This window comes from Blautia sp. AM28-27 (assembly GCF_003480905.1).
GTDB classification, from domain to species: Bacteria; Bacillota; Clostridia; order Lachnospirales; family Lachnospiraceae; genus Fusicatenibacter; species Fusicatenibacter saccharivorans.
Genome location: NZ_QUJK01000001.1, coordinates 610,328 through 625,850 on the forward strand (window position 1 = coordinate 610,328; position 15,523 = coordinate 625,850).

General features: G+C 49.4%; 10 protein-coding genes. 7 read left to right on the forward strand and 3 right to left on the reverse strand.

Annotated elements, in window-relative coordinates:
• Window positions 1–201: 201 nt before the first annotated feature.
• The 7 genes from DW743_RS03000 to DW743_RS03030 all read left to right on the forward strand — a co-directional run bounded on the left by DW743_RS03000 (window position 202) and on the right by DW743_RS03030 (window position 10,559).
• Window positions 202–1,659 carry a radical SAM protein gene (locus tag DW743_RS03000; protein WP_055226489.1) on the forward strand — a complete coding sequence of 486 codons (1,458 nt, stop codon included), beginning with the start codon at window positions 202–204 and terminating at the stop codon, window positions 1,657–1,659.
• A gap of 269 nt (window positions 1,660–1,928) precedes the next feature.
• Complete coding sequence (locus tag DW743_RS03005) at window positions 1,929–2,840, forward strand: AAA family ATPase (RefSeq protein ID WP_117760380.1); 912 nt, start codon at window positions 1,929–1,931, stop codon at window positions 2,838–2,840.
• 11 nt (window positions 2,841–2,851) lie between these two features.
• Entirely contained in the window at window positions 2,852–4,639 is a 1,788-nt protein-coding gene (locus DW743_RS03010; RefSeq protein ID WP_117760379.1) for a cobaltochelatase CobT-related protein, read from the forward strand.
• Window positions 4,640–4,875: 236 nt separating this feature from the next.
• A complete protein-coding gene (locus DW743_RS03015; protein WP_226906310.1) occupies window positions 4,876–5,337 on the forward strand; it encodes a MarR family winged helix-turn-helix transcriptional regulator in 462 nt (153 codons plus the stop codon).
• Window positions 5,331–7,079, forward strand: coding sequence for an ABC transporter ATP-binding protein (locus DW743_RS03020; RefSeq protein WP_117760378.1), 1,749 nt, complete (start codon window positions 5,331–5,333; stop codon window positions 7,077–7,079). Before DW743_RS03015 ends, DW743_RS03020 begins: the two co-directional genes overlap by 7 nt.
• Window positions 7,080–7,082: 3 nt before the next feature.
• The gene (locus DW743_RS03025; protein ID WP_117760377.1) at window positions 7,083–9,008 is read left to right on the forward strand and encodes an ABC transporter ATP-binding protein; all 1,926 of its coding nucleotides are present in this window, start codon (window positions 7,083–7,085) and stop codon (window positions 9,006–9,008) included.
• 240 nt (window positions 9,009–9,248) lie between these two features.
• Entirely contained in the window at window positions 9,249–10,559 is a 1,311-nt protein-coding gene (locus DW743_RS03030) for a M18 family aminopeptidase (protein WP_117760376.1), read from the forward strand.
• 94 nt (window positions 10,560–10,653) lie between these two features.
• Here the strand turns inward: DW743_RS03030 and DW743_RS03035 are convergent, their stop codons facing one another.
• The 3 genes from DW743_RS03035 to DW743_RS03045 all read right to left on the reverse strand — a co-directional run bounded on the left by DW743_RS03035 (window position 10,654) and on the right by DW743_RS03045 (window position 15,347).
• On the reverse strand, window positions 10,654–14,247 hold the full coding sequence (locus DW743_RS03035) for an ABC transporter ATP-binding protein/permease (RefSeq protein WP_117760375.1): 3,594 nt from the start codon (window positions 14,245–14,247) through the stop codon (window positions 10,654–10,656).
• A 189-nt stretch (window positions 14,248–14,436) separates the two neighbouring features.
• The gene (locus tag DW743_RS03040) at window positions 14,437–14,760 is read right to left on the reverse strand and encodes a helix-turn-helix domain-containing protein (protein ID WP_055218165.1); all 324 of its coding nucleotides are present in this window, start codon (window positions 14,758–14,760) and stop codon (window positions 14,437–14,439) included.
• A 218-nt stretch (window positions 14,761–14,978) separates the two neighbouring features.
• Window positions 14,979–15,347 carry a DUF1292 domain-containing protein gene (locus DW743_RS03045; RefSeq protein WP_117509071.1) on the reverse strand — a complete coding sequence of 123 codons (369 nt, stop codon included), beginning with the start codon at window positions 15,345–15,347 and terminating at the stop codon, window positions 14,979–14,981.
• Window positions 15,348–15,523: the final 176 nt, after the last annotated feature.

Here is a 15,523-nt window from a genome sequence, read left to right on the forward strand (position 1 = left end):
ATGTAAAATATAACGGAAAGAGAAAAACAGGAAAAAGTGTTCCCTTGTGGGACACTTTTTTTGATGTGTCCAAAACGAGGGAATTTTGGGTTGTATTTTCCAAATATGGAGAATATAATGGGAAAAAGCCAGGATGTGGTATTCAAAACCAGATCAATTCCGGGCGAAAATATTAAACTATTACAAAGGAGATCGTGAACAATGGATGCAAAAATGAAAGTAGAAAGAGCCGCTGCAGGCGCTGCGATCGATGGTGTTTTAAAATATGTGAATCACGGAGACGACAGAACAAAAGCGCTGTTGAATCTGACGGATTTTGTACAGAAATTTACCGGAAATATGTTTGCGGAGAAAACCTTCGACAACATCCGCACCATGCTGCAGAATCCGGACAACAAATGGGTACAGTATGTCAACCGCGGACTGGACGAGCTGGATCCGCAGGTGATCAAAATGACTGCTTTGAACCTGGGATTCCAGGCAGCTTTCGTCGGAACGAAACAGATCCGTATGAACCGTGAAAAATACAACTGCAACATCCCATGGACGATGCTGATGGACCCGACAAGTGCCTGTAACCTGCACTGCACCGGATGCTGGGCAGCAGAATACGGCCACAAGCTGAATCTTTCCTATGAGAAACTTTCTGATATCATAAGCCAGGGAAAAGAGCTGGGAACCTACTTCTACATGTTCACCGGCGGCGAACCGCTTGTGCGCAAAAAAGACATCCTGCGTCTGGCAGAAGAGCATCATGACTGTGAATTCCACTGCTTCACCAATGGAACCCTGATCGACGAGGAGTTCTGTGAGGCGGTTCAGAAGCTCGGCAATATCTCCTTCTCCCTGTCTCTGGAAGGCTTCGAGGAGGTCAACGACGGACGCCGCGGCGAGGGTATTTTCGATAAAGTTCTGGCAGCCATGGATCTGATGAAAAAACACGGTCTGCTTTTTGGTACTTCCATCTGCTACACAAGAGCAAACCTCGAGACCGTTACAAGTGACGAGTTCCTGGATCTTTTGATCGAGCACGGATGCCGTTACAGCTGGTATTTCCACTTCATGCCGGTCGGCATGGACGCTGCACCGGAGCTGATGCCGACGGTTGAGCAGAGAAAATATATCTATCACAGACTGCGTGAGATCCGTTCCGATAAGAGCGACAAACAGATCTTTGTTATGGACTTCCAGAACGACGGTGAGTTCGTCGGAGGCTGTATCGCAGGAGGAAGAAACTACTGCCATATCAATGCAAACGGCGATGTGGAGCCGTGTGTTTTCATCCATTACTCCGGCGCCAACATCAACGAAGTTTCCCTGATCGAAGCACTGCAGCAGCCGCTGTTCCAGGCATACCGCGATGGACAGCCGTTCAACCGCAACCACCTGCGCCCATGTCCGATGCTCGAAAATCCGGAACTGCTGCGTGAGATGGTAGAGAAGACCGGCGCGAAGTCAACCGACCTGCAGTCTCCGGAGAGCGCAGAGCATCTGTGCGGAAAATGTGACCTGTATGCTGCTGAGTGGAAAAAAGCCGCAGACGAGCTGTGGGCAGAGAATCCGCATCACAAACAGAGATATGAGAACTATAAGAAAGAGAACCTGGACGAGGAGGCAAAAGCTTCCACAGAGGAAATTCTTTCCGGAATCCGCGGATAATGCGATGCATGAACTGAATCAATGACAGAAATAAGACGCCGGGAAACGGGATAAAGCCTGTTTTCCGGTGTCTTTATGTTTCAATTCAATTCAATCTATAGCAAGACCCGAAAATAATGCAAAAAAGGCAGTGCTGCAGAGCGCGAATTTTTTGCATTATTTTCGGGGATTACTATAAGTCCGACAGGTCTTGCAGAAAAAAGGCAGATCCCGTATACTGGTAGAAGCAAAAAGATATTTTAACGACAGAGAGGATTAAAAAATAGAAGATGAACGATTCATTTTTACAGGAACAGGGCGTGAGCGGGGCGTTAATTGAGAGTGTGCGGAAATTCCGCGAGAGCTATCCGGTGGCGGAGGGCTTAGAGAACCGCATGAGCACGCCGGAAATCCCGTTTTTCGGAAAAGAGATTCTGGAGATGGCAATTGCCGCGCTGCTGCAGGGCGAAAATCTGCTGCTGACCGGCGAGAAGGCAACGGGAAAAAACGTGCTGGCAGAGACACTGGCGTATGTTTTCGGAAGACCGACGTACAACGTTTCCTTCCATGTAAACACAGGAAGCGCCGAGCTGATCGGAACCGATACGTTCCAGAACCAGGAGGTCACACTCCGGAAAGGCAGCATTTACCGCTGTGCAGAGGAAGGCGGTTTTGGCATTCTCGATGAGATCAACATGGCGAAAAACGATGCGGTCAGTGTTCTTCACGCCGCGCTCGACTACCGCCGCATCATCGATGTGCCGGGCTACGATAAAATTCTGCTTCACCCGGCGGCGCGGATGATCGGAACGATGAATTACGGCTATGCGGGAACGAGGGAGCTGAATGAAGCGCTGGTGTCCCGCTTTCTGGTGATTGACATGCCGCCGCTTACAGAAGAGACACTGTTTTATTTGATGCAGTCAAAATTCCCGGATCTGAAACCGGCGGCACGCGAAGCGCTGGCCGGCCTTTACCTCGATCTGCAGAAAAAGGCAAAACAGGCGGAAATCACCACGCGCGCGCTCGACCTCCGCGGTCTGTTCGGAGCGATCGGCACGATGCGCCAGGGGCTGTCCCCGTATCTTGCGGTGCAGATCGGCATTGTCAATAAATGCTTTGACCTGTTTGAAAAAGAGATCGTGCGGGATGTCGTGCGCACGCGGATTCCGGAAGAGTGGACGCCGCAGGATATTTTTTAGAGGAAATACGTATGGTGACAGAGGAAACATTAAAAACGCATGAGATGGAGCTGGAAAGCCGGATCCGCAATCTCGTCTGGACTGTCAGCGGCGACTACACGCTGAAGCTGAGACCGGATGTGGAGCGGTATGCGAAGGAGCCGGATACGGTACTGTACGACACAATCCGCCAGGGCGCCTTTTCGTGTTACTTTGATCGGGAAGCCTACAGCCTGTATCTGGTGAAGAAGGTTTACAGCGGCGCAGCGGAGGGAGAACTGATGATGCTCGCCCAGCTGGTGACGGAGGAGGCCGTATCGAAGCGGCTCGAAAGCGAGCGCCCCGGTGTCAAGGGCTTTCGAAGGAGAGCAGCGGAGGAAATACTGGACCACTCGTTTGAATCTTTATCCAAAAATGAGACAGGCCGCCTGAAACTGGAGTATCTGCGCGGAAGAAGAGAGGAGGACGAGGGGAAAAGCCCTTCATACTCGGGAAAAACGCGGGAGTGGATGAAACTGCTGAAGCACGCATCCGAAACAGCGGATACAATGGAACTGATCCGGGTGACGGACGAGCTGTACAATAAGGTCGTCGATCCCGCATTTGTGAAAAAGCACGGTGATCTTGCCTCGGTTCTTGCGGTAACGATCGAGGAGCTCACCGAGTATTCCTGGAAGGATTTCCTTTCGGAAGAGCTGTATGAGGACGGGCTCGAGACATATCTGGAGCGAGTTTCGCTTGATATGACAAATTTCACATCAAAAGAGGCGGAAGAGAAGAAAGAAAAAACAGCGGGAAGCGATACCAAAAAGGTCGTTGTCGTCGATGAGAAAGCGCTGGCACGGATGTATCAGTACATTCAGCGCAATTACGGAAAAACGTGGCTCTCGGAGAGTGAGGAGAAAAGCCGGAATTACCAGCTCTGCCGCGGCATCCACAGCGACTGCAGCCTCTATTACACGGAGGGTGTGCTGAAAAATCCGGTCGGAAAGTATTATCAGCTCTCCTACGCGCAGAAGCAGAAGGATAAAAACCTTCATGCCTATTACGACCAGCACCGCGCGGTGCGGCAGAACATTTCGCTGCTGTATCAGGAACTGAAAAAAGCGATGCTGCTGCAGGAGGATCAGTCGTTTGCGGATGCAGACCACGGAATTTTACAGCCCGCGCGGATGTGGAAGGTGGGACGGAGCCAGAATGCGGATCTGTTCCGGCTGGAGCAGCGGCGGAATTCGCTGGATTTTGTCGTGGATATTCTCGTAGATGCGAGCGGTTCCCAGCGGCCGCGCCAGGAGAATGTGACACTGCAGACGTACATTCTGGCGGAGACCTTAAGCCGCCTGCACATCCCGTTCCGCGTGATGAGCTTCTGTACGTTCTGGGATTACACGATCCTGCACCGGATGCGCGATTACGACGATCCGCGGGAGAAGAACAGCAATATTTTTGAGTATATCACATCCTCAAACAACCGCGACGGGCTTGCTGTCAAGGCGGCGGGGATGGATCTTTTAAAACGCCAGGAGGACCGGAAGCTGCTGATCCTCTTAAGCGACGGAAAGCCGTACGATGTGCTGGTGAACCGGCCGAATGCGAGAAATCCAAAGCCGTACCGGGATGACTATGCACTGCATGACACGGCAACTGAGGTGCGGCGCCTCAGGCAGCAGGGTGTCTCGGTGCTTGGGGTCTTTGTAGGCGAGGAGACGGAGCTTATGGCGGAGCAGAAGATTTTCGGCAAGGATTTCGCGTATGCGCGCGATATCCGCAACTTTTCCCATATGGTGGGAAGCTATTTAAGAAGAAAAATCGAAGAATAAACGAGCGGAATGCTCCGGGCGGAAAGTGAAAAACTTTTATCCGGAGCATTTTTTTCGATTTTTTTACGCAAACAGGTTGACATTTCCCACAAAATCTCCTAGAATGTTCTATAGCGAACTGTTTAATATGAAACAGTCATCTATAGAACAGTTGCTTATGGAACAGTCCTTATTCAAACAGTTTTATAACGAACAGATGGGGACGGCAGCAAAGGGGAAAGGAGGAAAAAAGCAGCGTGTGTTGTAAAAAAAGAAAAATCGGCCACGAACTGCGGACGCTGGACAATATGATGTCACGGAACCTGATGGCAGCCGCCAGAGAGCGGGGCGTCGATGAACTGACGGCCATGCACGGGTGGATTTTGGACTATCTGTGCAGGAACGAGCACAAAGATATTTTCCAGAAAGATATTGAAGCGGAATTTAAGATCTGCCGCTCTACCGTGACCAACATTTTAAAGCTCATGGAGAAAAAGGGCTACATCAAACGGGAGTCCGTTCCCTATGACGCGCGGCTGAAAAAACTGGTGCTGACCGATACCGGAAGAGAGCTTCACGAGAAGACGAAAGATATGATCGATATGCTGGAAGAACAGACGGTTGCGGGAATTTCAAAAGAAGATCTTGACACTTTCTACCGTGTCATCGATCAGGTCAAAAACAACGTAAAAAATATGTTAGGAGAGACATCATGTTAAAAACACTTGGAGCACAGGTAAAAGAGTTTAAAAAAGCCTCCATTGCCACTCCGATTTTCATGATTCTGGAGGTTATCATGGAGATGATCATTCCTCTTATGATGGCATCCATTATCGATAACGGTGTAGAAAAAGGCGATCTCCATCACATTTACGTGGTGGGAGCATTCATGGTAGTGGCAGCAGCCATCGGTCTGTTTGCAGGTATCATGGGCGGAAAATATGGAGCAAAGGCATCTGCCGGATTTGCAAAAAATCTGCGTCAGGCCATGTTTGAAAATATCCAGGAATATTCTTTTTCCAATATTGACAAATTCAGTACAGCAGGTCTTGTCACCCGTCTGACCACAGATGTGACGAATCTGCAGAATGCATATCAGATGATCCTTCGTATGTGCATGCGTGCACCGGCGAGTATGATCATTGCAATGATTATGTCGTTTTACATCAATGCACGCCTTGCGAGCATTTATCTGGTGGCCGTTATTCTTCTTGGAACGTGTCTGTTTCTGATCATGCGGTCTGCAACCAAATATTTCGAGCAGGCATTTCCAAAATATGATGAATTAAATGCGAGTGTGCAGGAAAACGTATCCGCAATCCGTGTGGTAAAAGCGTATGTGCGCGAAGATTATGAGACAGGAAAATTTCACAAAGCGTCCGAAAATATTTATAAAATTTTCTGTAAAGCAGAAGAAAATCTTTCCTTTAATGCACCGCTGATGCAGCTGACCGTGTACAGCTGTATTCTTCTGATCAGCTGGCTCGGCGCCAAAATGATTGTCGGAAGCAGTCTTTCGACCGGAGAACTGATGAGCCTTCTGACCTATTGCATGAACATTCTGATGAGCCTTATGATGCTTTCCATGGTATTCGTTATGATCACAATGAGCCTTGCAAGTGCGCGCCGTATTTCAGAAGTCCTGAATGAGAAGAGTGATCTCGATAATCCGGAGAATCCGGACTTTTCGATTCCGGATGGAAGCATTACCTTCGATCATGTCTATTTCAACTACAAAAAAGGAGCCGGCGAGCCGGTTCTTTCGGATATCAATCTTTCCATCCAATCGGGTGAGACAATCGGTATTATTGGCGGAACCGGAAGTGCGAAGACAAGTCTTGTCAACCTGATCAGCCGTCTGTATGATGTAACAGATGGATCCGTTAAGGTCGGCGGAAAGGATGTCCGCTCCTACGATATGGAAACGCTGCGAAATGAAGTAGCCGTTGTTTTACAGAAAAATGTGCTGTTTTCCGGTACTATTCTCGACAACCTCCGATGGGGTGATAAAAATGCTTCGGAAGAAGAGTGCAAGCGTGTCTGCCGTCTTGCCTGCGCCGATGAATTTATCGATCGGATGCCGGAGGGCTATAACACCTACATCGAGCAGGGCGGATCCAACGTATCCGGCGGTCAGAAACAGCGCCTCTGTATCGCAAGAGCACTGCTGAAGAAACCAAAGGTGCTGATTCTGGATGACAGTACAAGTGCTGTCGATACCGCAACCGACGCGAAAATCCGGAAGGCATTCCTGACTGAGATTCCTGAAACGACAAAGCTGATCATTGCACAGCGTATTTCCAGTGTGCAGGACGCAGACCGCATCATTGTCATGGAGAACGGAAAAGTAAATGGTTTTGGAAGCCATGAGGAATTACTGAAAACCAATGAAATTTACCGCGAAGTATATGAGTCTCAGACCGGTGGCGGCGGAGACTTTGACGAAAAGAGAGGTGAGTAAGGAATGGCAGAGAGAGTACAGCAGGTAAAGGGGCCGGGAGCAAGACCTCCAAGAGGGGTGAAACCGCAGGTCAAGAATCCGATGAAGATCTTTACCAGAATTATGAAATATGCATTAAAGGATTATACCGTACATTGCATCGCTGTTGTCATTGCGATTTTTGTCAACGTCCTGGCAAATGTACAGGGAACGATGTTTATGAAAACGCTGATTGACGGCTATATCACGCCGATGCTGACCCAGCCGGATCCGGATTTTGGCCCGCTGCTCCACGCAATTTTGCGGGTGGCCGGATTTTACGGAATCGGTATTGTGGCTGCGTTCGTTCAGAACCGTACCATGATTTATGTATCCCAGGGAACCCTGCGGAATCTGAGAAATGATCTGTTCGGCAATATGGAAAAGCTGCCGATCAAATATTTTGATACCCATGCGCACGGCGACATCATGTCGATTTATACAAATGATATTGATACCCTGCGTCAGATGATCAGTCAGAGTATCCCGCAGATCATCAACAGTGCAATCACGATTGTCAGTGTCTTTGTCAGTATGCTGATTCTGAACATCCCGCTGACGATTACAACGCTGGTTATGGTATCTATCATGCTGGGAGTGACAAAAAAGGTGGCCGGATTTTCCGGAAATTTCTTTGTAAAACAGCAGAGGGATCTTGGTAAAGTCAACGGCTTTATCGAAGAGATGATGGATGGCCAGAAGGTTGTCAAGGTATTCTGTCATGAAGAGGAGAATATCGAAAAATTCAAAGAAATTAATAACAATCTGTATGAGAGTGCTTACAATGCCAATGCGTTTGCAAATGTTATCGGACCGATCAATGCACAGCTTGGAAATATGAGCTATGTTGTCTGTGCAATTGTAGGCGGTGCACTTGCCCTTGGCAGCGTCGGTGGCTTTACGCTCGGTGGTCTGGCAAGCTTTCTGACCTTCAACAAGAGTTTTAACATGCCGATCAACCAGGTCAGCCAGCAGCTGAACGCAATTGTTATGGCACTTGCAGGAGCGGAACGTATTTTCCGACTGATGGATGAAGAGCCGGAGCTGGACGAGGGGTATGTAACGCTTGTCAATGCGAAGGAAGAAAACGGAAAACTCACCGAGACGAAAGAGCGTACCGGAAAATGGGCATGGAAGCATACGCACCAGGCAGATGGATCTGTGGATTACCGCGAGCTGCAGGGCCGTGTGGTATTCGAACATGTTGATTTCGGCTACAACCCGGATAAAATTGTTTTGCACGATGTATCGCTGTTTGCAGAGCCGGGTCAGAAGATCGCGTTTGTCGGTTCTACCGGAGCCGGAAAGACAACCATTACCAATCTGATCAACCGCTTCTATGATATTCAGAAAGGTAAGATCCGTTACGATGAGATCAACATTGGAAAGATCAAAAAAGATGACCTGAGAAGATCGCTTGGCATTGTTTTGCAGGATACACATCTGTTTACGGGAACGGTAAGAGAAAATATTGCCTTCGGAAAGCTCGATGCGACGGAGGATGAGGTTGTAGCAGCAGCAAAACTGGCGAATGCGCACGGATTCATTATGCGTCTGCCGCAGGGCTATGACACAATGCTGACCGGAGACGGTGCGAATCTGTCCCAGGGTCAGCGGCAGCTTCTTGCGATCGCGCGTGCAGCCATTGCAGATCCGCCGGTACTGATTCTCGATGAGGCGACAAGCTCCATCGATACCCGTACCGAGCGCATTGTTCAGGATGGTATGGATAAGCTGATGAGCGGAAGAACAACCTTTGTTATCGCACATCGTCTGTCTACCGTACGAAACGCCGATTGTATCATGGTTCTTGAGCAGGGACAAATTATTGAACGCGGTACCCATGATCAGCTGATGGAACAGAAAGGAAAATATTACCAGCTGTATACCGGAAATCAGGTTTCCGCATAGCAGAAAAAACGGAAAAAGTAAGTCCCGCACGACAGAAAATAAAAATCTGTCTGTGCGGGATTTTTTTGCGAAGCAGCGGCTGGTTTTATGTGCGAGTAGCGAAGCGGATTGCGAATATCCGCTTCGAAATGATGATTGCGAGTGATACAGTAAGTTCCCACAGGTTTTTGGGTCTTGAAAAAGACAGCGGGATTTTATAAAATAGAAGAAGCGTTTGAATATATGCAAAGGAGAAAAACTATGGAATACCTGAATACAGCGCAGGAGCTGCTCGATTTTATCATGCGGTGCAAAAGCCCGTTTCATGTGGTAAAAGAAGCCGGCGATCTGCTGAACGAAAATGGATATACAAAACTGGAGGAGACAAAAGAATGGAGTCTCGTTCCGGGCGGAAAATATTATGTGACGAGAAATGAATCCTCGGTGATTGCGTTCCAGATCCCTGAGAGCGCATTTTCCAGCTACCAGATCATCGCAAGCCACAGCGACTGTCCGACGTTTAAAGTAAAGGGAGAGGACCCATTCGTGACGGATGGTCATTACACCCGCCTGAACGTGGAGGGCTACGGCGGAATGATCCGTTCCCCATGGTTTGACCGTCCGCTTTCCCTGGCGGGCCGCATGGTGGTACGTGACGGAAACAGCGTGAAATCCGTGCTGGTTGATGCCGGACGAGATCTGGTGACGATCCCGAATCTGCCGATTCATCTGAATCGTGACATCAACAACGGAATCAAATACAGTGTGCAGACCGACATGCTCCCGATTCTCGGTGATGAGACAGCGAAAGATCATTTTTATGAGCTGTTTCTGCCGGATACCGCAAAAGAGGATATTCTCTCCATGGAGCTTTATCTGTATAACCGAGTGGAAGGATCCATCTGGGGTGCCGGCAGGGAGTTTTTATCCAGTGGGCGTCTGGATGACCTGCAGAGCGCGTTTGGCTCCTTAAAGGGCTTTCTTGCTGCAAAGGCAACAGGCCAGGTCAATGTCTGCGCAATCTTTGACAATGAGGAGGTAGGAAGCCTCACAAAGCAGGGTGCGGATTCTTCGTTCCTGACAGAGACACTGCAGCATATCAATGCAGCCTGTGGAAAAGACACGATTGCATATCACAGAGATCTTGCGGGAAGCTTCCTTGTTTCTGCTGACAATGCACATGCCTTCCACCCGGCACATGCGGAGAAATACGATCCGAAGAGCCGCGTATACATGAATGGGGGCGTTGTCATTAAACAGAGCGCAAACCAGAAATATACAACGGATGCCGTTTCCGAGGCAGTAACAAAGATGCTCTGCGAGAAGGCCGGCGTACCGTGCCAGGTATTCGCAAACCACGCCGACATTCCGGGCGGAAGCACGCTTGGCGCAATTCTGAACTCTCTTGTCTCGGTGACAAGCGTGGATATCGGAATGGCTCAGCTTGCGATGCATTCCCCGTATGAGACGGCAGGCGCCAAAGATACTGCTTATCTGGTGCAGTTCGCAAAGACCTTCTATGAGACGACACTGGTGCGGACAGAGCATGGATTTTCTCTGGAAGAAAAATAAAAGTTTAAGATAGAAAAAAGCGGCCGGCGGGACTTTTGAAAAGCCTCTGCCGGCCGCTTTTTGCGTACTTGCAAAGTGTGTTTTAAGGATCAGATTATTCTGTCCGGAGTGCCGTAACCGGATCGCTTTTTGCCGCTTTCTTCGACGGAATCAGACCGCCGATCAGGGTCAGAACGACGCTGAGTGCAATCAGAACAAGCGCCGGGACGAGTGGAAGAGAAGCACTGACCTTCGTCGTATCCGCCAGATGGTGGATCAGAAGGTTGCCCGGAATCATCAGAAGCAGCGAGAGCCCGATGCCGATCAGTCCTGCACAGAGTCCGATGATGAAGGTTTCGGCATTGAAGACCTGCGAAATATTGCGTTTCGAAGCACCGATCGCGCGCAGGATACCGATCTCTTTCTTACGTTCCAGAACACTGATATAGGTGATGACGCCGATCATAATCGAGGAAACCACAAGGGAAATGCCGACAAAAGCGATCAGCACGTAGCTGATGATGTTGACGATATCCGTGACGGAGGACATCAGAGTGCCGACCACATCGGTGTACGAGATTACCTGCTCGTTTTTGCCTTCTTTTTCCATCGTGTCATTGTAGCCGTCGAGGATGGAGACAACGTGTTCCTTGCTCTCAAAGTTTTTCGGGTAAATGCTGATCGAAGAGGGTTCGTCAAAATCAGCGTAGCCCAGTTTCTGCAGATTGCCCTCATAGGTGGAAGAGCCGGAAGAACTAAGAGAAGCGAAGAGCTCCTTCATATCATCCTCAGTCATATTCATCTGGAAGGCACTTGCAAAGGCATCGGTGTCAATCTTCATGGCATCGCCCATCGAATCCTGCAGAGAATTACCGACCTGCGTCATGGCGCGCTCCATCTCGGACTGAATTGCAGAGGCCATCTGCGTCATCATCTGTTCCATCGCGGAAGTGATCTGTGTCTGCAGAACCGAGGCGACAGAAGCGGAGTAGCTTCCCATAACGCCTGCCATGTAGTTTGTGAGCGCAGAAGAAACCTGGGACTGCAGTCCGTCGAGATCGACGATTTTTGTGATACCGCTGTTCAGCCGCTGCTGGCCGTCCGCCGTGTTCAGGTAGGCGATAAAGTGCTGGCCCATCTCCGTCGGATCCGGCAGGCCGTTCTCCTTCACGTAAGCGAGATAACCGTTAGAAAGCTCCGTCGCAAGCGCAGTGAGCTGGTCGGATGTAATTTCGATATTGCCGTTGTTCTGCATCACCTCGGAAATCCAGTCGTTGATGATCTGAACAGCTTCTTCGGTCTGCAGATACTCCGCAAGATAAGCATCAAACTGTTCCGGATCGGTGTAGCCCATCTTGATCAGGTATGCCTGATACCCTTTGAAGATCCGCTGAATGAGTTCCTGGATCTGTTCCTGTGTAATGGAAACACCGCCGCCGTCTGCAATGATGGTCTGGATGTGGCGCCGCAGGATTTCCTGTGCTTCCGTGGAATTGATGTAGGAGACGAAATCCTCCTGTAAATGGGAATAATCCGCCTCCGGGTGCTCCGAGGCGTAGCCCTGATAGCCCTCCATGAGGCTGGAAGCCAGTTCCTGCATGCCGTCTTCACTGACATTGAGAGTAAGCCCGGATAAAATCTGGCCAAGATCAAGCTGCGGCAGTCCGTCGAAATTAAGAGAGATCTGACTGAGGTCAATCGCACCCGCGAGATCCATGCTGCTTCCGGCGTCCGCAAAGGCGCTGGAAAAATCAAGGTTCATGGAATCACCGGAAAAAGCACCGGAGAGTGCGGAATCGTCGAACTGGAAAGCGTTCTGCAGCTTGTCCTCATCGACAGTGATAAAGGAATCCATATCAAGACCGCTGTTCTGATCCACGGTGCCGAATTCCTGATTCGTAAAGACATCGATGGAGGAGTCCGCCATCTGCTGTTTCACAATCTCGGATTTCTTTGCTTCCTCCACAACGTGGCGGGTCAGCGATGCCGGGTAATTGATGCCGGCGGTCAGGGCAGAGGCGGCAGAGTCAGGGGACGGCTGGACAATACCGGTGATTGTGAGCTTTTCGCCGTTGGCAACGAGTTTTTTCATATAGTCTTCATTGTCGCTTTTATCTTTCCAGACCTGATACTGACTGTCGTATTCGTAGCAGTCTGCGCTGTTCACAAGACGGAACGTGGTGCCGAGAATATCATCGTAGGAATACGTGCCGATGGAGGAAGGGGTCTCGACGGTTTCTTCATTTAAAAACTGGCGGACCATCTCATCCAGCTCGAGTGCATCGCGGAGCCCCAGGGTGTAGAGCAGAAAATCACTCATTCCGCCGTCGGAAGTGAGGACAAGCACACATTCGTTATAGTTTTCCGGCCAGTGTCCGGCTTTTAAGTCGTACTGGTTCTCGTACAGGGAAGCGGTGTCCGGCATCTCGTAAAAGACGTTGGTGCTCATCATGGATGACATGATGCTGTTGGAGCTTGCGCCAAGGCCGAGCGAGCGGAACGACTGGTCCGGGTGCACCTGGCGGATGGAATCGCCGTCTTCGCGGTAGATCTGCGGCGTGACGGAGTAGGAATATTCGATGGCATTTGTGTAGTCGGAAATGCCGTCCGCACCGCCGTCAAGGTACTTTTTCAGGGAAGCGAGATCGTTGGAGTTCATGGTGGAGAACATGTTGGTCACGACTTCCTGGACTTTGATTTCATTCTTTTTGCCGGAATCTTTTGAGTCTTTGCCGGCATTCTGTGAGCCGACCATCATCGAAGTGAGGTCAAAGCCGGTGCGCTGGATCTGAAGCGGATATTCGGAGAGAGTTTCCTCTTCCATATTCTGAATATACTCGTTGACACCAGAGGAGAGTGCCAGAATCAGTGCAATGCCGATGATGCCGATCGAGCCGGCAAACGAGGTGAGCAAGGTCCGCGCTTTCTTGGTGCGCAGGTTATTAAAACTTAAGGAGAGCGCCGTCAGAAAGGACATCGACGATTTGCCCATGTTTTTGTGCTTGGGAGGAAGCAGGGTTTCGGAATCCGGCTCAAACGGGTTCGTGTCGGAGCAGATCACACCGTCGCGCAGGGTGACGATCCGGTTGGCGTAAAGCTCGGCGAGCTCTGGATTGTGTGTGACCATGACGACAAGGCGTTCTTTGGCAACTTCCTGCAGCAGGTCCATGACCTGAATACTGGTGTCGGAATCGAGCGCGCCGGTCGGCTCATCGGCAAGCAGAATTTCCGGGTCATTGACAAGAGCGCGGGCGATGGCGACACGCTGCATCTGACCGCCGGACATCTGGCTCGGCCGCTTGTGGAGCTGTTTTCCAAGACCGACCTTTTCAAGTGCCGCGATTGCTTTTTTGCGCCGCACTTCTTTGGAAACACCGGAAATGGTAAGCGCCAGCTCTACGTTTGCAAGGACGGTCTGGTGCGGGATCAGGTTGTAGCTCTGGAAGACAAAGCCGATCGTGTGGTTCCGGTAGGAATCCCAGTCGCGGTCCTTATACTTTTTCGTGGAAATGCCGTTGATGATCAGATCGCCGCTGTCGTAGCGGTCGAGGCCGCCGATGATATTCAGAAGCGTCGTCTTTCCGGAACCGCTCGGCCCTAAAATAGCGACAAACTCGTTGTCGCGCAAATTTAAGGACACATCGTCGAGCGCTTTCTGTACCAGCGTCCCGGTCCGGTATTCTTTTTTGATATGCTGAATCTGTAGCATAAAAGGGTAACTCCTTCTGTGATTAATATGTGAACAGTTGTCCTTTATTCTACAACGAAATACGGGAAAAGTCCCGGGCTTTAGAAAAATTTAAGAAAAGTTTATCGACAGAAAAAAAGTTCCGCCTCTGTTTCAGAAAAACAAAAAACGGAACTTTCTTTATCTGTGATACTTATGATGCCGGAAAAGTCAGACTTCCATCAGAAGACCTTTCATATAAGCCTTTAAGATTTTCTTTTTCTCCAGCGAAAGATTATTGTAAAGCGTAATGATTTCCTGTTGTCCTTCGGTAAGCTGCAGGGCATCCGGCTCGTCGAGAAAGAAATCGGCAAGTGTGATGCCGAAAGCGTCGCAGAGCTTCTGCAGGGTAGGGATGGTTGGAATATTGGTGCGGTTTACCATATTATTTAAGGTAGAATAGGGAATGTCCGCCTCTTTTGCAAGACGGTAATAAGTCCAGGAACGCTCTTTGCATAAATCCTGAATGTGCTGTATCACATCTTTATCTCTCATAAAAAGATACCTCGTATTCCTATGTAATGTAGCGGCATGAAAATTGCTACTCACATATATTATACGTCTGTAAAAGAATAGAAACAGATCTTAAAGAGAGATGCAGAAAAGCTGTACAAATAAGAAATAATGGGAATTTGAGAGAAAAAGAGAGAAAAACCCGGCAGGAAAATAAGGTCTCCCGCCGGGTTCTGCAATCGTTTCAAAGTCTGTGATTCTTACTCTTCGGTGGAATTTTCTTCCATCTCGTTGAACTGCTCGGTATCCATCAGCTCGTCGAATGCGTCTGCTGCAATTTCGTACTCTTCATCGGAATCGATGTTGTCGAGGTTCGGCTGGCCGTTCTCTTCGTAGTAACGATACAGATAAACTTCGCCGTCTTCGTTCTCGCCGTTTTCATCGAGCGGCAGAAGAGCGATGTACTCTTTCTGGTTCGGAGCTGGGAAAATGGTCAGTACGGCACATTTTACTTCGGTATCGTCGTCCAGTGTCAGGGTAACAGTCGGCTGATCCAGATCCTGGCAGTCGCTGCCGCAGTCTGCGCAGTCTCCGCTGCAGGATGCGCTGTTGAATAATTCTTCACTCATTTGTATTACCTTCCTTTTTCGTGTTCAAGTCTTATCAGGTTCTTGTCTGCCATTCTAACAGATAATAGAAAAAAACACAATGGCTGTGCCGGGAAAGCAGAAAAAATGCGGCTGATACAGGAAAATACGGAAAAGATACAATAAATAAGAACGAAAAAATGAAAAATTAGTCGTAT